18 protein-coding genes and 1 riboswitch are annotated in these 19,815 nt (G+C 37.4%); of the genes, 13 read left to right on the forward strand and 5 right to left on the reverse strand.

Going from position 1 to position 19,815, the window contains the following annotated elements:
* Positions 1 to 100: 100 nt before the first annotated feature.
* The gene (locus tag J2S74_RS10940) at positions 101 to 961 is read right to left on the reverse strand and encodes a DegV family protein (RefSeq protein ID WP_307325417.1); all 861 of its coding nucleotides are present in this window, start codon (positions 959 to 961) and stop codon (positions 101 to 103) included.
* Between the two features lie 152 nt (positions 962 to 1,113).
* Between J2S74_RS10940 and J2S74_RS10945 the strand changes: the two genes are divergently transcribed.
* Positions 1,114 to 2,085, forward strand: coding sequence for a Gfo/Idh/MocA family protein (locus J2S74_RS10945; RefSeq protein ID WP_307325420.1), 972 nt, complete (start codon positions 1,114 to 1,116; stop codon positions 2,083 to 2,085).
* A 70-nt stretch (positions 2,086 to 2,155) separates the two neighbouring features.
* Here the strand turns inward: J2S74_RS10945 and J2S74_RS10950 are convergent, their stop codons facing one another.
* Positions 2,156 to 2,296 carry a hypothetical protein gene (locus J2S74_RS10950; RefSeq protein WP_307325423.1) on the reverse strand — a complete coding sequence of 47 codons (141 nt, stop codon included), beginning with the start codon at positions 2,294 to 2,296 and terminating at the stop codon, positions 2,156 to 2,158.
* 307 nt (positions 2,297 to 2,603) lie between these two features.
* On the opposite strand from J2S74_RS10950, the gene solA reads away from it, so the two are divergent.
* Both solA and J2S74_RS10960 read left to right on the forward strand, forming a co-directional pair.
* The gene (solA, locus tag J2S74_RS10955; RefSeq protein ID WP_307325426.1) at positions 2,604 to 3,737 is read left to right on the forward strand and encodes an N-methyl-L-tryptophan oxidase; all 1,134 of its coding nucleotides are present in this window, start codon (positions 2,604 to 2,606) and stop codon (positions 3,735 to 3,737) included.
* Positions 3,738 to 3,861: 124 nt separating this feature from the next.
* The gene (locus J2S74_RS10960; RefSeq protein WP_307325428.1) at positions 3,862 to 4,806 is read left to right on the forward strand and encodes a glycerophosphodiester phosphodiesterase family protein; all 945 of its coding nucleotides are present in this window, start codon (positions 3,862 to 3,864) and stop codon (positions 4,804 to 4,806) included.
* Positions 4,807 to 4,877: 71 nt separating this feature from the next.
* Here J2S74_RS10960 and J2S74_RS10965 read toward each other — a convergent pair whose 3' ends face one another.
* Complete coding sequence (locus J2S74_RS10965) at positions 4,878 to 5,615, reverse strand: class I SAM-dependent methyltransferase (protein ID WP_307325430.1); 738 nt, start codon at positions 5,613 to 5,615, stop codon at positions 4,878 to 4,880.
* A gap of 200 nt (positions 5,616 to 5,815) precedes the next feature.
* A riboswitch (SAM riboswitch) is annotated at positions 5,816 to 5,920 on the forward strand.
* Positions 5,921 to 6,038: 118 nt separating this feature from the next.
* Here J2S74_RS10965 and J2S74_RS10970 point away from each other — a divergent pair.
* Entirely contained in the window at positions 6,039 to 6,668 is a 630-nt protein-coding gene (locus J2S74_RS10970; RefSeq protein WP_307325433.1) for a hypothetical protein, read from the forward strand.
* Between the two features lie 54 nt (positions 6,669 to 6,722).
* On the opposite strand, the gene J2S74_RS10975 is transcribed toward J2S74_RS10970, so the two are convergent.
* A complete protein-coding gene (locus J2S74_RS10975) occupies positions 6,723 to 7,505 on the reverse strand; it encodes a hypothetical protein (protein ID WP_307325435.1) in 783 nt (260 codons plus the stop codon).
* A 237-nt stretch (positions 7,506 to 7,742) separates the two neighbouring features.
* On the opposite strand from J2S74_RS10975, the gene J2S74_RS10980 reads away from it, so the two are divergent.
* Positions 7,743 to 7,997 (forward strand): YuzF family protein, encoded by a 255-nt coding sequence (locus J2S74_RS10980; protein WP_307325438.1) that lies wholly within the window; start codon positions 7,743 to 7,745, stop codon positions 7,995 to 7,997.
* A gap of 191 nt (positions 7,998 to 8,188) precedes the next feature.
* On the opposite strand, the gene J2S74_RS10985 is transcribed toward J2S74_RS10980, so the two are convergent.
* Complete coding sequence (locus J2S74_RS10985; protein WP_307325441.1) at positions 8,189 to 9,094, reverse strand: polysaccharide deacetylase family protein; 906 nt, start codon at positions 9,092 to 9,094, stop codon at positions 8,189 to 8,191.
* A gap of 375 nt (positions 9,095 to 9,469) precedes the next feature.
* Between J2S74_RS10985 and fdhD the strand changes: the two genes are divergently transcribed.
* The 8 genes from fdhD (at position 9,470) to J2S74_RS11025 (ending at position 19,815) form a co-directional block, all read left to right on the forward strand.
* Positions 9,470 to 10,225, forward strand: coding sequence for a formate dehydrogenase accessory sulfurtransferase FdhD (fdhD, locus tag J2S74_RS10990; RefSeq protein ID WP_307325444.1), 756 nt, complete (start codon positions 9,470 to 9,472; stop codon positions 10,223 to 10,225).
* A 274-nt stretch (positions 10,226 to 10,499) separates the two neighbouring features.
* Entirely contained in the window at positions 10,500 to 13,493 is a 2,994-nt protein-coding gene (fdnG, locus tag J2S74_RS10995; protein ID WP_307325447.1) for a formate dehydrogenase-N subunit alpha, read from the forward strand.
* Positions 13,490 to 14,326, forward strand: a complete 837-nt coding sequence (locus tag J2S74_RS11000; RefSeq protein ID WP_307325452.1) for a 4Fe-4S dicluster domain-containing protein — start codon at positions 13,490 to 13,492, stop codon at positions 14,324 to 14,326. Before fdnG ends, J2S74_RS11000 begins: the two co-directional genes overlap by 4 nt.
* On the forward strand, positions 14,307 to 15,002 hold the full coding sequence (locus tag J2S74_RS11005; protein ID WP_307325455.1) for a formate dehydrogenase subunit gamma: 696 nt from the start codon (positions 14,307 to 14,309) through the stop codon (positions 15,000 to 15,002). Before J2S74_RS11000 ends, J2S74_RS11005 begins: the two co-directional genes overlap by 20 nt.
* Positions 15,003 to 15,145: 143 nt before the next feature.
* The gene (locus J2S74_RS11010) at positions 15,146 to 15,940 is read left to right on the forward strand and encodes a formate dehydrogenase accessory protein FdhE (protein ID WP_307325457.1); all 795 of its coding nucleotides are present in this window, start codon (positions 15,146 to 15,148) and stop codon (positions 15,938 to 15,940) included.
* 22 nt (positions 15,941 to 15,962) lie between these two features.
* Positions 15,963 to 16,586 carry a molybdenum cofactor guanylyltransferase gene (gene mobA, locus J2S74_RS11015; protein ID WP_307325459.1) on the forward strand — a complete coding sequence of 208 codons (624 nt, stop codon included), beginning with the start codon at positions 15,963 to 15,965 and terminating at the stop codon, positions 16,584 to 16,586.
* A gap of 13 nt (positions 16,587 to 16,599) precedes the next feature.
* A complete protein-coding gene (locus J2S74_RS11020; protein ID WP_307325462.1) occupies positions 16,600 to 17,838 on the forward strand; it encodes a molybdopterin molybdotransferase MoeA in 1,239 nt (412 codons plus the stop codon).
* Positions 17,839 to 17,886: 48 nt separating this feature from the next.
* Entirely contained in the window at positions 17,887 to 19,815 is a 1,929-nt protein-coding gene (locus J2S74_RS11025) for a molybdopterin biosynthesis protein (RefSeq protein ID WP_370876001.1), read from the forward strand.

Consider the following 19,815-nt stretch of genomic DNA (forward strand, 5'->3'; position numbering starts at 1 on the left):
CCTTAGTGCTGATCAGCTGCGGACACCTCGTATGATACCAAGGGGCTCTTTTTTTGTTCAACTCTCAAATTTCTTTCTTACAGGAATGCTCCTATAGCTATTATTTTGTTCCTTCTTTATGCCATATTAATGCAACAGTTCCTTCCCCGGCATGTGCTGCGATAGTTGAGCTTATTTCCCCCACAACAATATTAATATCAGGTAGTTCTTGTTGGATTTTCTGTTTTAAACCATTTGCCTTTGTTATAACATTTCCGTGCATAATTTCTACCTGTTGTATAATATTTTCCTCATAGGATTTCTTTAACAATTCTATTAGTCTTTTGACAGCTTTCTTTTCAGAGCGAACTCGCTCAAATAATTCAAATTCTCCGGTTTGTGTATTGATACGAATTATCGGCTTTATCTGCAGAATATTTCCTAATAGGTATTGGGCACCAGACATTCTTCCACCTTTATAAAATTGCTCTAAGTTTCCTAGTAGGATATAGTTTTCAGATTGACTTGCTTCTTCTCTTAAGGTTTCTGCAATTTCAACATAAGGTTTTCCCTCTTCTGCAAGGTGCATGCCTTTTTCAATAAGAGTTGTTATAGCATAGGACATACATTTAGAGTCAACGATTTCAACTTCAAACTCTGCTATGTTTTTTCCTTGCGTTGAGCTATCGATTGTACCACTTAGCTTCCCTGAAATATGGACAGCAATAGCGTGGTCATATTCTGTTTTTAATTTCTCATAAAGCTCGGCAAATTTACCAACTGAAGGCTGGGAAGTTTTTGGAACGGTTTTTTCCTCACGAATACGTTTGTACAGAATATCTGTCGTTAAGTTCACACCATCTTCGTAGGTATCTTGGTCAAATGTTATATTGATGGGAAGGATATAAACATCTGGATGTTCAGCTAATTCCTTCGTTATATATGCTGTACTGTCGGTTACCCAAGCAATTTTCTTCGTCATCCAATCATTCCTTATTATTGCTTTACTTTTAGTAATGTTGTAAATTGTAAAATGCAAATCATTGTTGTCTTATTTTAACTATTCCCCGTTTTAGAGAAGATATTGCATCTTTAGTGAAAAGACTAAAAAACGATTATATGGAGTGAGAATTTATGATACATATCGGTGTTATTGGGTTAGGTGCTGTTGGTGAAAGGCTAATAAAGGGGTTTCTTAACAAAGAGGAGATTAAATTATCCATTTGCGATACTTCTATAGAAAGACTTCAGTATATAAAAGATACATATCATGTTGAGAACAGCTTTACGTACTATAAAGATGTACTTAAAGCTATGGATATTGATGCAGTTTATGTTGCTGTTCCTCCAAAATTTCATGAAAAGATTGTGAAGGACGCTATTGCAGCAGGGAAACATCTATTATGTGAGAAACCATTAGCTAATTCTGTGGAAGAAGGGAAAAGAATGTTAAAGGCAGTTGAGGGGACCAACTTAGTAAACGCGATGCACTTTCCTTTAAATTATCAAGATAGTATCGTCCAATTGGAAAAGCTAATAAAGGACAATGTTATTGGTGATGTGAGAAGAATAAATTTGAAAATGCATTTTCCCCATTGGCCAAGGCTTTGGCAACAAAATAACTGGGTAGCTAGTCGGGAGCAAGGAGGGTTTATTTTAGAGGTTGGTGTTCATTGGATTCAACTAATTCAACGTTTTTTTGGAAAAATTGATGCGGTAAAATCGACCCTGCAGTTTCCTGAGGACCCTTCTCTTTGTGAAAATGGAATAGTAGCTGAAATGAAATTGGAGGATGGTACACCCATACTTATTGATGGTTTGAGTAATATTGGTGGTGAGGAACAATTAGAATTTGCCATCTATGGAACAAATGGAACAATGATGATTCGCAGTTGGAGAAAGCTGTTTGTAGCTAAAAATGGTGAGGACCTTCAAGAGATTCAGCTAGAAGCGATAGAAGGAAATCAATTAATTGATGAATTTATAAAAGGAATAAAAGGGGAACCTGCAGAACTATATACTTTCTCCAATGGGTATCATGCACAGGTTGTTTTGGAGGCCCTAAGGAACCCTCAAAATAACGATTGGCAAACCCTTACTTATTAAAGGGATAAAAAGGGACTGAAAAAAGGTAAGGATGTCTCAAAAGGTAAAAAACGACCTTTTGAGACATCCTTTAATTTTTTATACCTTCAAGCCATTCATGGTAACAATGCTGGCAAAGAGGTTTCTCCACATGGTCATTTTCGTAAACAAATGAAGCGAACCTCAAATAACCCTCAATTTCTTCTTCACAGTAAAAACATGTTTCATTCATTTATACTCCTCCTTTTTTGTTTTCAGTTAAAGTGATGACTGGACCTTAAAAAAAGTACTAATATGTAATTTTGAGTCACAGTTCCTGAAAGGATAACTTTGATAAAGGTATGTTCTGCATTTTGGAGAAGTCCTATGTATTTAGGAGTGATCATAAAAAATGGAAAATGTTGTATTGGGTGAGGGGGGATGTACAGAGAGAAAAAACAAAGGAAAATATAAAACTCATGTTTTTAATTTACATATAGTTTCACAAAGAGTACTGTTAAAATGAGCTATAGAGAATTATTATTTGTGGGGTGTTTTCAATGAATAAGTTTTATGATTGTATTATTATAGGAGCCGGTTCCATGGGAAGTGCTGCTGGTTATTTTTTGGCAAAACAGGGTCTTCAAACTCTGTTAATTGATGCTTTTGACCCTCCCCATACATATGGGAGTCATCATGGCGATACTCGAATCATTAGACATGCATATGGTGAGGGGAGTAATTATGTACCATTAGCCTTAAGGTCACAACAGCTTTGGAAGGAGTTGGAGCATGAAGCAAATAGGAAACTTTTTGAGCAGACGGGCGTACTTTGTGTGGGAGAAAATAACTCGAGTTTTATAAAGGAAATAGAGAAAAGTGCTCATAAATATGAATTGCCTATAGAATTGTTAGACAAAAAGGAAATCTCTTATCGCTGGAAAGGGATGACTCCCCCTGAAGGCTATGTGGGAACGTTCGAACCGACTTCAGGTGTTTTGTACAGTGAACATTGTATTCGAGAATATGTAAAGCTTGCCGCGAGATATGGAGGGGAAATCCTTTCTAATACTTCTGTGGAGAAGATTGAAGTTAATGAAGGAAATATTAAAGTTCAAACAAAAGCTCAAACCTTTCACGGGCAGAAGTTAATAATAACTGCTGGAGCATGGGGGAAGAAGTTATTCGCCCAAACTGGAATTGACCTCCCCTTAACCCCAACTCGTAAAACTGTTGCTTGGTTTAATAGTGAGGAGAAGCTATTCAGTGCTGATCAATTTCCTGCATATTCCTATACTCTTCCTACTGGAACGTATTACGGGTTTCCAAGTTTCCGTGGTTCAGGAGTAAAAGTGGGGAGACATGATGGGGGGGATTCGGTAGATCCAGATAATATAAATCGAGAATTTGGTGCATTTCCAGAAGATGAAGGTGACTTAAGAAGTTTCTTAGAGACAAATATGCCAGAAGCTGCTGGAAGTCTGAAAAAGGGAAGTGTCTGTATGTATACATTAACACCTGATGAACACTTTATTGTTGATCATCACCCTCACAACAAAAATGTAATTATTGCAGCTGGTTTTTCCGGTCATGGTTTTAAATTTGCCAGTGGAATTGGTGAGGCTTTGAGTCAGATGGTGACAAAACAAGATACTTACATTGATATGTCTATGTTTTCAATCAATCGATTTTAGGTAGCCTAAAACTCACCATGTATTAAAATTTCCAATGATAATAGAAGAAGTAGGACAAGGTACTAGCAGTAAAAAAAAGATTATATAGTTAAAGTATATCTACTTATATGAAAAGGGGAGTATCATGAAAATATCAGTGGTAAGAGTAAACTCTTCGCCAAGAAAGAAAAAAGTTCTGCAGCGGGTTGGTATTATTTTAGGGTTTATTTTATTGGTTTGGACTGCTATTTATCTATTTCCCGTTTCAGAAAGGCCGGTAAAGCCATTTTTTGAAAGGGAAGGGGATCGACCATTAGTGATTGCTCACCAAGGAGGGGAACATCTAGCTCCTTCTAATACAATGGTTGCTTTCGAAATGGCGAGGGATATGGGGGTAGATGTAATTGAGTTTGATATTCACAAGACGAAGGATGGACATTTAGTTGCGATCCATGATAATACAGTGGATCGGACAACCGATGGTACTGGACGTGTAAATGATCTTACATTAGAAGAAATAAAGGCTTTAGACGCAGCAGATTACTTTCAGGATTTAAATGGGGAATATAGTTTTCGTGGACAAGGAATAACGATTCCAACGGTAGAGGAGATCTTTGAAGAATTCTCCGATATGAAGATGGTTATTGAAGTGAAGAAAACAAATGACCCGGAGCTGTATATGTCTATGACGGAAAACCTCTGGAGTTTGATTCAAGAATACGGGTTAGAGGATCAAATACTAATTGCCTCCTTTGATCAGAATATTAATGATAAGTTTACTGAAATATCTAATGGAAGGTTAGCGGTTAGTGGTGGAAGGCAGGAGGTAACAAAATTTGTTATCTTCCATAAGTTATTTTTAAATAGCTTGTACCGTCCTAAAGTGGACGCTGTTCAAATCCCAACAGAAGAAAGTATTTTTAATCTGAAGGATTCCAACCTTCTTCGTGGTGCAGCACGACGTGGAATGGAGGTCCATTATTGGACCATTAACGATGAAGAAACCATGAGAGAATTAATTGAATTAGGTGCAGACGGTATTATCACAGATAGACCCGATTTAATGCTAAAAATTTTGGATGAACAGTAGTTTCCTAAAGAAATAGTGGGTGAAACAAAAGGTATGTTTTAATCTTTTGTTTCACCAATTATTTCCCTATATTATTCTTTTAACAGAACTGCAACTAGCGCAGGGGAACTCGTAGTATATTTGTCTCCAAGGAAGGTACCGAAAATTTCCATATTTGTGAAGTGAGATGCTGCCACAATATCCTTAAATTGCTCCTTTGTTATAGGCAAAAGTGTGGTAGAGCTTGTATATACATTCGTTTCACCATCTTTTGAAATTGTTAGTTTCCCTTTGAAGACTATTTTCTCATGGCCCCTTCGATAAAACCGTTCAAATTGAACACCTGTTTCTTCATTCTTTATTAATGGTAGCTCAGTTATATCTTCTCCTAAAATCCTATCGTAGTTTACGATTTGTATTATAAGCTTACCACCTGCTTTTAGACGATCGTAACAATCATTTAATACATCAGTCATTTCCTTATAATTATCCAAATGGACAAAGGAATTTCCAATACAATAAATAATATTGAAAGAATGAGGGGCTAGCTTAGAAACTTTTCTCATATCAAGTATGGAAGTTTCGATAGAAGGGGAATGGGATAATCCCTTTTCTTTTATTTTTTCAACCATTTCAGGACTATTATCGGTTGCTAAAACACGATTGCCTTTTTTAGCAAATTCAATTGCCTCTGCCCCTGTCCCAGCAGCTAAGTCTAACAATAAAAAAGATTCCTTATTCGGGATATATTTTTCTATAAATGAAATAGCTTTAGTATTTGTTTGGAAAATATTATCATAATGTTTACTTAAAAGAGAATAAAATTCCATAACATTTCACCACCTTTATTAGATTAAAACAAACAAATAAATATCGTTCAGTGATGGACCTCACTATAAATCCTAAAACCAGTAAATAGATTGTATTTTCTCGATAGACTATTGACTTATCTGAATAAAAGTGTTAATATTCAAATAATTCTAATTTTAATCTTGAATTCATACGCCTGACAACCTCACTCTATTTTTTTCTCTTATCGAGAGTGGCGGAGGGACTGGCCCTTTGAAGCCCGGCAACCAGCGATTATAATTGGCATGGTGCTAAATCCTGCAAAGTTTTCTTTGAAAGATAAGAGATTCCATTTTTAATTTAAAAAGTTACTTTGTCTAAACGCGTAGATAAAGTATTTTTTTATTTTAAAGGCTGAAAATTCTGTCGTTCCTTGTATAATAGTAGGGAGGGCGGGATGCGTTTTGCTGAAACAAATGTTTATAAGTGCAACTATAATGATTACTTTTATTAGTCTGATTCTATTTATTTTTCTACCTAATGAAGAAGGAATACTTTCTATCCAAAAGTATTCATCTGTGAATGTAATGAATACTTTTAAAGATGAAAACTACTATTATTTCCTCGAAAACATGGAAATAGATGAAATAATTAATTCAGGGATTCATTCCTTAAGAACATTGGACGATTTCATTTTACCTATGGATCAGTCTAGAGAAATGAAAAATATTTCATTTGCCTATATTCAAACTCCAGAATTGATAGTAAATAAACAGGCAAAGAAGACTTATTTTAAATTTGGGAGGCGGATTCATGCCGCCGAGGCGAAAGAAGCATTAATGGATCAATATCTTTCTTTTGGTGTTCGTTTTAATGAAAATAATGGAATGTTACACGAAATAATTTTCTTGCAGAATAATAAAGCTGTAAAACCAGCCTATAAAGAAATTAAGGGGAGCGGTGGATTAATTATTGTCTCTTTCAAAACAAATGATATTGATTTCAATGAAGAAGCTCAAATTAAAATTATAGATCAAACAGAGTCTTCTGAAAAAGCCGTTTTTTATATAGACTTTTCACTATATTCACCTTAAAAAGAGGTTATCCCATAAGGTGAAAAATTTACCTTTGAGATAACCTCTTTAACGTTAATTATCACCTGATAATTCAGGGTATCTATCTATGAGGTAATCAATAACTTTGGATTCAAATTCACGATAAAGGCGGAACATATAATCTTCATCGGACTCGTTACTGTTTTGGCTGTGTTGTTCTTTGAACTCTCCTTGAATACTATCCCAAATATAAGGCTTAATATATTGATATTCTAAATGACGAATATATAGGGTCTCGTTATATTCCTTTAATTCATTAAGGAGGATGGCTGTTGCAATGTCGTCTTCTTCAATAAAGTTATTGGTGGAAATAAACTCCTTAAAGTTGGCTTCGGAATAATGGAATCCCCCACTTTCTTTAGCTATTTCAATCCAAGCTATGTGTTCCTTTGCTATCCAATCAGCCTCATCTTCCATTTCTTCATCTTCTGATAGACGATTCCCCATCAAGCTAATATAATACTGATTTAGCCGAGCATGTTCAAAAAAAGACCGTTCACTTGGTTCAGATAAAGACGTGTTTAAGTTAACTGACTCTATAGCTTCCCTTGCAAACTGTTGAAGTTCTTCCTTGTCAGACGAGCTGTTTCCAATTGTTGATTCCACATCCTCGTTACTCTCATCCGTAATGTTGATGGAATCCATGTTGTTTGGTGCCGCTCCGGTCTCTCCATCATTTGACCCAGGAAGTTCACCAACGCTTGATGGGGGGGGGTCTTGGGTTGGATCATTTTCATATAAAATAATCAAGGTAAATGATAGCAGGGCAAGGAGTAAACCACCTGAAATAAATAAAATTTTCTTTTTATGTTCCATAATTTTCACCTCAAACGTTACTAAAAACGATTAGCTTGTCATTAAGTTAGATGTCTTCATTATAATGGATAAACGGAAGAAAACGAAACATTTATAACAAATAAGCATATTTGTTAGGTTTCACGAACATACCTTTATTGATACGTCCTACTTCCCACCTTTTCTGAGAGCCCACACATAAAAAATCTACTGGGCATACAATGACATTGGTCTAGATTAAAAGAAGGGGGTTTACTTATGTACGACCAGCAACATTACTCACATGGTCGAGAAGACAGACATGGGGCAGATGTGGAATATGTATCATTATATGACCCTTTTTTAGTGCAAACATTACAGTCAATTTTAGGGAAGTCTATAGTCGTGGAAACTAGTAAAGGCAGCATAAGGGGGAAATTAGCAGATGTAAAGCCAGATCATATTTGCTTACAATCGAAGGAAGCATCTTTTTTTATACGCATCCAAGAAATAGTATGGGTCATGCCTAATTAATATTTAAACCATATAAAAAAGGCTGTTTTTGTAAACTTTGTTTATTTTGTAACAAGCTTGGAGAAGTGGAAGGAGGCAAAGCCTCTTCCCCTGCTCCTGTGATTACTCGTTGCAACCCCATTTGCAAACTTAGCTTTGTAGCGTATCCAAGCCATAATGTTCTTTTGTTAGGCTTTTTTATTAGAACAAAGTTATTCCGTTAAATCAAATTCACTTAGTGTAACAAAGGTAAATCCTTGTTCTCGAAGGAGTGGAATAGCTTCCATAACCCCGACTGCTGTACCACTGGCAGGTTGATTCATATGGAGTAGTGCTATGGAACCTGGGTTAGCATTTAATAGTGCATTCCTTACTTGTGTACTGTTATATGTTGCTCCCGCGTCCCCTAAAATATCATAATTAACAACGGTTAAACCTAGGTCGCCAACTATTTCTACAGCAATCTCATCATAATAAGCTGTTCCAGATCTATAATAATTTGGAACATTTCCTGTCAAGGAGTAGATCAACTCTTGGTTACCCATTACCTCCCGTATAACCTCCTCTACTCCTGTTGTACCCATAATCCCCCATGCAGTACCTCCCTTTAAAGATAAAGGAAGATGTTCTGTACCATGGTTTTCAATTTGGAAAAGGGAATCATTACTCAATTCTAAAAAGACTTCCTTATTTTCCTTGATCCAACGTGCATTAATAAACAAAGTAGCTGGGATTTCTTCTTTTCTCAAAAAATTAATTAACTTTTCATCATAACCACTGCCGTAAACTCCTCCACAAGCATCAAAGGTCAGGGCAATAACCCTTTCATCCGTGTCCATTCTGTTCATTACTCCAGGTACTCTTTCTCCCCAATATTTTGGTTCAATGGAATTACCACTCCATTTATCTTTAATGGCGTCTAAGTCGGGGATGGCAACGCTACCTCTATTTGTAAAATGTTCAGTAGTCGGCAGGAGCCTCTCATTATATAAATTGCCTTGTAAATGATCAATATGGTATAAGGAATTTTTTGTTTCTCTATCAAATAGTAGGGCGTAGGAGACAGTAAGTGTTAATAATGTGATTATTGTAATTAAAGTCATTTTATACTCCATCATTACAGCCCCTTTAATTTATTTACTGACCAATTCTATTTCTAGTATACACTGGTTAAAAAATGAAATAAATTCATAGAAAAAATAATGAACACTTTGTGAATTAAATATGCTCAACACTTCACAACAAGAGCTTTTTATCAATAGAATTTTGTGAAATATTAATTCTACACATAAGATAAAACGTTGAATCTAACCACTTTTACATAAGGAAAGAGGTCTTTGTTAGATACTTTGTTGAATGATTCACAAATTTTTTAAATGTGTACTTTTTTCACAAGTGTGAGAAACGTTACAGATTTTTAATTTAAAACTTATTAATTTAATAATGTAATTTAGTTTAATTAGTGTTCTAAATTATATCCAATTTAGAATGGGGTGATATCTTTGAGAACTTTTTGTCCAGAGGAATATCCAATTAGCCTCTATGTAAATGGAGAAGAGCTGGCAACTTACCAGCTAACAAATAATGATTTAATTGATTGGACTTATGGTCATTTATTTACGGAAGGAATAATTGATCAAGCAGAAGATGTGGTAGAGATCTCGTTATTAGAAGGGAAAATATACGTTCAATTAGGTGGGGATGTGGAAGTGACACCTATGTTAAAACGTAAAAAGTACATTACTGCTGGGTGTGGAAATGGTGTTACTTTTTTCTCTATGACAGATGTAAAGAAGTTACCAAAAATCCAAAAGTCTAATCGACAAATGCCATTAACATATTTATTAAAAAAACGTCATGAATTTGCAAAAGCATCCCCAATGTATAACGCAACTGGAGGTATGCACGGGGCTTGTATTGTTGAAGAAAATGGCGAAATAACTGTAAGAGAAGATATTGGAAGACACAATGCAGTAGATAAAATTATCGGTGCAGCATTACAGAGGAAGCTCGACCCAAAAACGTTAATCTTGCTAACCACTGGAAGAATTTCCTATGAAATGCTCGCTAAAACAGCTAGATTTGGATTTGAAATTGTAGGGAGCAGGACAGCTGCTACAAAACAAGCGGTACAGCTCGCCAAATTCTTAGGTATAGAAGTGGTGGGCTACATAAGGGGAAAGGTGGCCGTTGTCTACACGAACAATGGAAATGTAATAAACGATCTGAAAGCGATTTCTAAGGTTTGATAAAAATTTAAATAGACCTCCATGCAAGTAAAATATTTCACCATAGAGTATGAAAATGGCATTAATGTTATCTCTCGAATCCGTCTCAGGTCCCGCTTGTAGGCAACGGCGTAATGTCACCATCCTGGTTCCGTGGGCAACGCTGGAGTCGAGAGTACAAAACGACAAAACAGCATTACTAATTCACTGTAGTTATTCATTAAGGGTGATATCCATCTCTATAAAGATGGTTGATCATATATTTAAACTTTTATTATTTAAGGGGGAGTGTTTCATGTTTGAAGTTTCACGAAGGCAATTTTTGAAATTGTCTGGTGCAACTGCAGCCACGTTAGCAATTGTGGAACTAGGGTTTGATCCGCATAAAGCGAAAGCGGCAGCTAAAGAATTAAAAACAGCCCGTACGGATGTAACACCGACAATTTGTCCGTACTGCTCAGTTGGTTGTGGAATTTTAATTCATGTTAAGGATAATGACGTGGTTTATTCTGAGGGGGACCCTGATCATCCAATTAATCAGGGATCATTATGCAGCAAAGGCTCTTCTGTGCGTGACTTGTACACGACGGATAGAAGACCAAAGAAACCAATGTACCGTGCACCTGGGAGCGACCGCTGGGAAGAAAAAGAATGGGATTGGATGCTTGATCGAATTGCTGAAAAAGTAAAAGAAACACGAGACAGTACTTTTGTTGTAAATGAAGATGGTATCCCTGTTAACCGTACAGAAGCAATTGCAAGTATGGGGGGGGCTGCCTTAGAAAATGAAGAGTGCTATATGATTCAAAAGTTAATGCGCGGACTAGGGCTTACATTTATTGAGCACCAGGCGAGGATATGACACTCCTCTACGGTTGCCGGTCTGGCACCTACGGTTGGTCGAGGCGCAATGACAAATCACTGGATTGATATTCAGTATAGTGATGCAATGCTCGTAATTGGTGGTAACCCTGCGGAAAACCACCCAGTCAGTATGAAGTATGTACAAAAGGCACGGGATCGTGGGGGAAAACTAATTTCTGTTGATCCAAGATTCACAAGAACATCATCAAAAGCAGATATTTACGCTCCCATGCGTTCTGGAACAGACATTCCATTTATTTCTGGCCTTATAAAATACGCCATTGATAATGAACTTTATCATAAGGAATATGTTGTAAATTATACAAATGCTAGTTTCATTGTTCATGATGATTATAAGTTTAAAGATGGAATATTCTCAGGCTATAACGAAGATACTCGGAACTATGACCGTTCCACATGGACTTTTAAGCGTGATGAAGATGGAAACATTTTGAAGGATGAGACACTAAAAGATCCACGCTGTGTGTGGAATGTAATGAAAGAGCATTATGAAAGATATGATGTAGATACTGTTTGTGCGGTAACAGGGACACCCAAAGAGGACTTTATTAAGGTTGCAGATGCTTTCTGTAGCACAGGAACTCCAGAAAAGGTTGGAACCATCATGTACGCCATGGGTACAACTCAGCATACGGTAGGCTCTCAAAACGTCCGAGCTTATGGGATGCTTCAATTGCTTCTTGGTAACGTTGGTCGTGCTGGGGGCGGGGTAAATGCCATGCGTGGGGAGGCAAACGTTCAAGGATCTACGGATATGGCTTTGCTTTTCCATATCATGCCAGGATATAACCCTGCACCAACTCAAAGTGAACGTCACAAATCGTTAGCTGCTTATAACGAAAATGAAACACCAGCATCTGGATACTGGTCTAATCGACCTAAGTTTATGGCAAGCTTTTTTAAAGCTCATTTTGGTGATAATGCAACACCTGAAAATGACTTTTTGTATGACTATTTTCCTAAATCGAGAAGAAATAACTCCCACATAGCCCTTTTTGAGGCAATGTATGATGGAGACATTAAAGGCTTCATTACATGGGGACAAAACCCCATTGTTGGTGGTCCGAATGTTCGAAAAGAAAAAGCTGCCATGGAAAAGCTAGATTGGTTCGTATGTATGGATCTTTTCGAAACAGAAACAGCTACGTTTTGGACAAAGGAATCAGGCGCAGATCCATCCAAGATCAATACAGAAGTATTCTTCTTACCAGCAGCTGGACCGTATGAAAAAGAAGGTTCCGTATCTAACAGTGGACGCTGGATGCAATACCGTTGGAAAGCTATTGAACCTAAAAATGATTCAAGATCAGATGCATGGTTTGTTCACAATCTAGCAAGAAGATTAAAAGCTTTATATGCTAGTGAAAACGGCCCTATTGCTGCACCATTTAAAGCGCTAGATTGGAGCTTTGGCGATGGAGACTATCCTGATGTAGATTTAGTTTGTAGAGAAATTAACGGCTATGACTTAACTACAGGAAAAACAATTCTAAACTTCACCCAATTAAAAGATGATGGTACAACATCAAGCGGTAATTGGATCTATTCCGGATTCTATCCTGATGCAGCTCCAGGGGAAGAAAAGAACAGATCTAAGAACCGTGACAATGTAGATACTGGCATGAATAACTATTTAAATTGGTCTTATGCATGGCCTCTAAACCGTCGAATTCTTTACAATCGTGCTTCTGCAGATCTAGAAGGTAAACCGTGGAACTCGAATAATGAAGTTATTTGGTGGGATAATGCAGCAGGAAGTTGGGTTGGTCACGATGTACCTGACTTTGGTGCAGCTACTGGTCCAACAGATCCAGGGTGGAAAAATCCGTTTATTATGCGTCCAGATGGTAAGGGTGAACTGTTCACAAATGGAATGACTGATGGTCCATTCCCTGAACATTATGAGCCTTATGAAAGTCCGGTACCAAACGCATTTTCTAGTGTTCAACTTAACCCAGCAGCACGTATTTGGACTGGTGATTACAATGATAAGGGAGATGCGAAGGATTTCCCTATTATTGGAACAACTTATCGCCTGTCAGAGCATTGGCAAACAGGACCAATGACGCGTAACAATAAGTGGCTTGCTGAATTAATGCCATATATGTTCGTTGAGCTTAGTGAAGAACTTGCTGCAGAAAAGGGAATTAAAGAAAAGGATAAAGTAATTGTTTCTTCTGCCCGTGGTGAAATCGAAGCTTATGCAATGATTACGAAACGATTTAGACCATACGAGATTCAAGGTCAAAAGGTACACCACTTAGGAATGCCTTGGCATTATGGTTATCAAGGAATTGCGAAGGGGTCTATCGCTAACTATTTAACACCTCATATCGGGGATGCAAACACAATGATACCGGAATACAAAGCATTCCTTTGTAATGTAAGGAGGGCTGAAGGATGACGGCATATGCTAAATTTGTAGATGTAACGATATGTACTGGCTGCCGTGGATGTATGGTTGCATGTAAAAACTGGAATGACCTTCCAATTGATACGCAAGCATATAACGGAACCTATCAGTCACACGACAAATGTGACGGAAAAACATGGAACGTTCTTCAAATGAAGGAATTTGAAACAGCATCGGGAGGATTTGAATGGTTATTTAGACACCAAGCATGCTTCCATTGTACGGATGCAGCTTGTGAAAAAGTATGTCCTGAGAATGCCATTACCACTACGGACATGGGGAACGTTGTCATTGATCAGGAAAAATGTGTAGGCTGCTCTTACTGTGTATACAACTGTCCTTTTGAAATTGTAGCACTAGCAGACTATGTAAATGAAGATGGAAAAATAGTACAGCGGGCACAGAAATGTGATATGTGTGACAGCCGTATTCATGAAGGTCTAGTTCCTGCCTGCTCCCAAACGTGTCCATTAGATGCCATTGTATTTGGTACGAAGGAGGAAATGAGAAAGTTAGCAGAGGAACGCTTAGCTATTGCTAAAGAAAAATTTCCTAATGCAATGATCTATGATCCTCCAGGTGTCGATGGAACAAATATGTTCTATTTATTACCGGAAGGGCCAGAAGCCTTTGATTTACCAGTGAATCCGAAGGTTCCAACCTCTGCCGTCATTTGGAAGGATTATGCTCAACCATTAGGAAAAATGGCACTAGGTGGAACGGTTATGGCCGTTGCTACAGCATTTATTACGAACAAGTTATTTAATAAAGGCCACGGTCATGATGAGGAAGGAGGCGATATAGATGAAAGCACAAAAGAATGAACAAATGGTTCACCGGTTTAATAAGGGGTTTATCGTCTCTCATTGGGTGCAAGCTATATCTTTCTTTGCTCTCTATATCACTGCCTTACCGCTCTATACGGATTTCTTTAGCTTCTTATACCCAGTTTTTGGAGGTCCAGAAGGAGCGAGACTACTTCACCGTATCTTTGCAGTGTTCTTTATGTTACCATTCTTCGTTTTGTTGATTTTTGATCGTCAAGGTTTAGTAAATTGGACAAAGCGGATTTTAACTTGGAAGAAAAATGATTTTTCCTTCTTCCTTGCCTTCCCAAAGGAGTTCTTTGTAGGGAATGATAAGGTACCTAAGCAGGATTTCTTTAATGCAGGTGAAAAGCTTAACTCTTTATTAATTATTGTTACTACACTAATGTTGATAGGGTCTGGGTTAATTTTATGGTTCCCTGCCAATTTTTCTCAATCAGTAGTTCAGTGGGGAATTACAATTCACGTTGTTGGGTTTAGTTTGGCCATGTTGACTGTAGTGGCCCATATCTTCTTGAGTACATTCCACCCTAACTCGAAAGCTTCCTTAAGAGGAATTATTAAAGGAGATGTTCCAGTAAGCTATGCTAAGGAACATCATGGTCAATGGTATGATGAGTTAGTGGAAAAGGGCGAAATTGTAGAGGAAAAGAAGAAATCTAAAGGTGCTTAGTAAAAAATTAGTACATTAATATACTTTTTAAGCAATAAAGTAAAATAATGGGCTGTCCTGCATGGACAGCCTTTCCGTTAGAAAGCTATAATAAGAGTAATGATGTAAGCTATTACAAACTTTAACATCTATGGGGTGAAACAATGAATCCGAATGTTGTATCAGAGGATTATTTATTATTACAAAAAGGTATTATGGAAGAACAAAGTAAGATAAAGGAAAGAATAGAAGCTGAATTACAACTTGAAATAAAAAAGGATGATTTAAATTTAGATATTCCCGTACTTCCGCAACTGCCATCAACGCCAGTACCTGCTAATCTGTACAAAGAAGCCGTTATTACTATTAGTACCTTCCTAAAAGATCAAAGTAAAGAAATAGAGGATTCCCTTATACAAGTTGTTTCAGATTTAAAGGATGAGCAATTAGTAGATTGGGTAAAGGCTAGTATAAAATTTGATACGGAATATTTTCATAATTTTGCACAGAACAATGCACTCGCTCCGTGGTTACCTCATTTCATTGCTGAACAAGCAATAAGACCATTTTTGCAACTAATTAGCAGCAAGTGTGTTTCTTTTATTCAAGATGTACATGTTATGGGGACTTGTCCATGTTGTGGTGAACCACCGAGATTAGCAAAGCTTGAAAATAAAGGTCAAAAAATCCTATATTGCCCAAGGTGTGAGACACAATGGGAGCAAAAAAGATTGTCTTGTGTCCACTGTGGTAATGATAATCACGAAAACCTTTTTTACATTGGTGTTCAAGAAGATGAAACCTCAAAAATAGAAGTATGTAAGTCTTGTAGAAATTATATAAAACTTATTGATACGAAGAAAACATTTTTGAAAAAACAAGCTGGTTTACTAGACCTCGAAACGCTTCACTTAGATTTCGTGGCTCAAGAAGAGGGCTATGGTGATGAATCCCACTAGAGCGCAGAAAAAGGGGAAATATATGTACAAAATAACAGGGATTATTTTGGCTGGAGGACAGTCTAGCCGAATGGGTACAAACAAAGCACTACTAAATATTAATGGAGAGAAAAATATCCAACGGCTTACGCAGGAATTGAAAAAGGTTACGGAGAAAATAATGATTATAACAAACGAGTTTCCGACGTATGAATTTTTAAATCTTGAAATGGCCGGGGATGTTTTTCCTGGGAAAGGTCCGTTGGGAGGTATTCACTCTGGCCTTTTACACTCTTCGAGTGAATGGAATATTTTTGTTGCTTGTGACCTTCCTTTTTTTAATCATCAAATTGTAAACTCCTTTATTGAATTAGGGAAAGGGTCTACAGTTGATGCCATAGTTCCATCCATTAATGGAAGGCAGCACCCATTATTTGCTATGTACCGTTCATCCATTCTACCTGCAGTTGAGGAGTGTTTATCTCAAGATAGATTAAGAATAAAAGATTTATTAAATAGAATTTCTGTATATGAAGTAACGGAAAGAGATCTTATTAAGATAGGTTTTAGTGAAAAGGAAATTAATGAAGCTTTTTTTAATATGAATTACCCCGAAGACTATACTTGGGTAATGGAGAAAGTTTCTTCCACAAAAGACGAAAATTAAGATGGAGGTTCTTATGAAATTTTTTCGTGTGCAATCAGTAGAAAATGTTATGAGACTTATGGAAACAGAAATACAACCTACAACCAAAGTGGAAGAGATTCCTCTACAAGCATGCTTGCATCGTATTCTAGCGGAAGATGTTACTGCTACAGAAGATGTCCCTAGCTTTACAAGATCGGTTGTTGATGGTTATGCTGTCAACTCCAAGGATACGTTTGGAGCCAGTGAAACCCTGCCTGCTTTCCTTGATTGCATAGGAGAAGTGAAAATGGGGAAATCCATTGAGAGGAGTCTAGAACGTGGACAAACGATGTATATTCCCACTGGTGGTATGCTTCCTCAAGGCAGTGACTCCGTTGTGATGATAGAAGATTGTGAAGCAATGGAAGATGTGATTAATGTTTACCGTACCGTTGCTAGAAATGAAAATATTATTTCTAGGGGAGAGGATGCAAGATTAGGAGACCTCTTAATTCCTAAAGGTAAACGCTTAAGACCTCAGGAGCTTGGGGCGTTGGCTTCCTTGGGGAAAACATCGGTTACGGTAAAAAAACAATTAACTGTAGGCTATTTATCTTCGGGAGATGAAATAGTTCCATTTCAGGAGAAAGTAATTCCCGTGGGGAAAGTTCGCGACGTCAATGGAATAACCATCCCTTCTTTGGCAGAAGGGTGGGGATTTAAAGTGAAAACAGCCTCCATTGCAAGAGATGAATTTGATGACTTTTATGAAAAAGCAAAGAGTCTATATGAGGAATGTGACGTCTTAGTAATATCGGGTGGTAGTTCAGTTGGTACGCGTGATTATACAACTGAAGTAATAGAATCATTGGGGGATAATGAGCCAGGAATTCTAGTACATGGAATCTCTATTAAGCCAGGAAAGCCGACGATCTTTTCCATGTCCTCAGGAAAGCCAATTTTAGGATTGCCTGGACACCCTGCTTCTGCAATGATTATTTTTCAGTTATTTGGAAAAAAACTCCTTTCCCTTTTACAGGGAGAAGCAAAAGAAGGAGTAAAACATACAGCAACAGCTGTTGTAAGTCAAAATATTCCTTCTGCTCCGGGAAGAACGGACTTTATTCGCGTAAAGCTTCAGGAGGAGAACGGGCAATACATAGCTATCCCAGTACTAGGAAAATCAGGACTAGTAAAAACCCTCGTGGATAGTGATGGATTATTAGAAATTGCTGAGCATAAAGAAGGGGTCAATAAAGGAGATAGTGTGACAGTACATTTGTTTTCATAGAGTTATTTGAGAAAGATTTCTCTTTATCTTTTTCAACTTTAGGAAAGGGTGGTTGGTTTGGTATTAAAAAGAAAGATTTATTTAGAAGATAAACCAAGAGATATAGCTCTTAAAGAATGCTTGGAACATTTTGAAGTAAATAGGGTGACAGAAGAGGTAAGGGTTTCTGAAGCTTTAGGTCGGATAACTGCCCAGCCAATTTATGCAAATAGATCTATGCCGCACTATCATGCCTCTGCAATGGATGGTATCGCAGTGAGGGCAGAAATGACAATAGATGCCCATGAAAATAATCCCGTTCATTTACACGAGGGAACAGAATTTGTTTATGTAGATACAGGAAATGCAATTCCTCCTGAGTATGATGCTGTGATTATGATTGAAGATATAAATATAGTTTCAGAAGGGGTAATCGAAATCATCGCTCCAGCTACTCCATGGCAGAGAATTCGTCCAATTGGAGAAGACATTACTTATGGGGAAATGCTTTTACCACAAGGCCATGAGCTTCGTCCAGTGGATATGGGAGCATTACTTGCGGCAGGCATGAAAGCTGTTCCGGTAATAAAACAGCCGCTTGTTCATATTATTCCTTCCGGGAACGAGATAGTTCCTGTTGAGGAGAATATACAGCCCGGGAAAATTATTGAGTTTAATGGAACCATTTTCTCCGGCTTAGTTACAGAGTGGGGCGGTCAACCAGAAATTCAACCAATTGTGAAGGATGAACCTGAAGCGATAAAAGAAGCTCTACTGAAAAGCTCCGAAGCGGCGGATGTAGTTATAATAAACGCTGGTTCCTCCGCTGGGTCAAAGGATTATACAGCTAGTGTTATTGAGGAAATTGGGGAAGTTTTTACGCATGGGATTGCAACGCGTCCCGGGAAACCTGTTATTATCGGAAAAGTTAATGGTACGATGGTAATAGGAGTACCAGGTTATCCTGTCTCCGCTTTCTTAGTTATGGACTGGTTTGTTAAACCTATGCTTGCCTATTTTCTAGGTATTCCAGTGAAGGAGAGGCAAAAGCTACCTGTCATTGCAGGGCGAAGAATAGTATCGAACATGGGGTCGGAGGATTTTATTAGAGTAAATATAGGGAAGGTTAATGGTAAATATATTGCCAACCCTTTAACTAGATCTTCAAGTGTGACTATGTCACTTGTAAAGGCAGATGGAATAGTGGTAATACCTCCTGAGCACCTTGGTGTTGAACAAGGGAATTTGATCGAAGCAGAGTTATTTAGACCAGTGGAAGAAATAGAGTCGACTATTTTGTTTTCTGGAAGTCATGATTTATGTATAGATGTACTTTCTACCTTTCTTAAGGAAGAGAATCATTCTAGCAAAATAACTGCTAGTCATACGGGAAGCATGGCTGGATTAATGGCCATAAAACGAGGAGAAGCACATATAGCAGGTGTGCATTTACTAGATCCTGAAACTGGTGAATATAATATTTCCTATGTGGAACGATTTTTAAAGGATCGAGAAGTGGTTCTAGTTCCTTTCTTAAAGCGAAAACAAGGGTGGATTGTTGCCAAAAACAATCCTTTAAACATACAGTTGGTTACTGATTTAAAGGAAAAAGGAGTCACTTTTGTTAATCGCCAAAGGGGAGCGGGAACTCGCATTCTCTTTGATTACTTGTTATCCAAGGAAGGGGTCTTACCTGAAGAGATCATTGGATATGATCGGGAAATGTTTACTCATTTAGCGGTTTCTGCGGAAGTTAATATGCATCAAGACCACGCAGGAATGGGGATATATTCTGCAGCAAAAGCGATGAATTTAGATTTTGTACCAGTTGCTGAAGAATCGTATGATTTAATAATGGAAAAAGATTTTTATGAAAGTGATAAAGGGAAAAAATTAATAGAAGTGATGAAAAACAAACGTTTTAAAAGAACCGTAGAAGAATTTGGAGGATATGAAGTTTGTACTGACAAGGATCCAGTATTTTTTAATCAAAAATAG

It is taken from the genome of Evansella vedderi, from assembly GCF_030813435.1.
Lineage (GTDB): Bacteria > Bacillota > Bacilli > Bacillales > Salisediminibacteriaceae > Evansella > Evansella vedderi.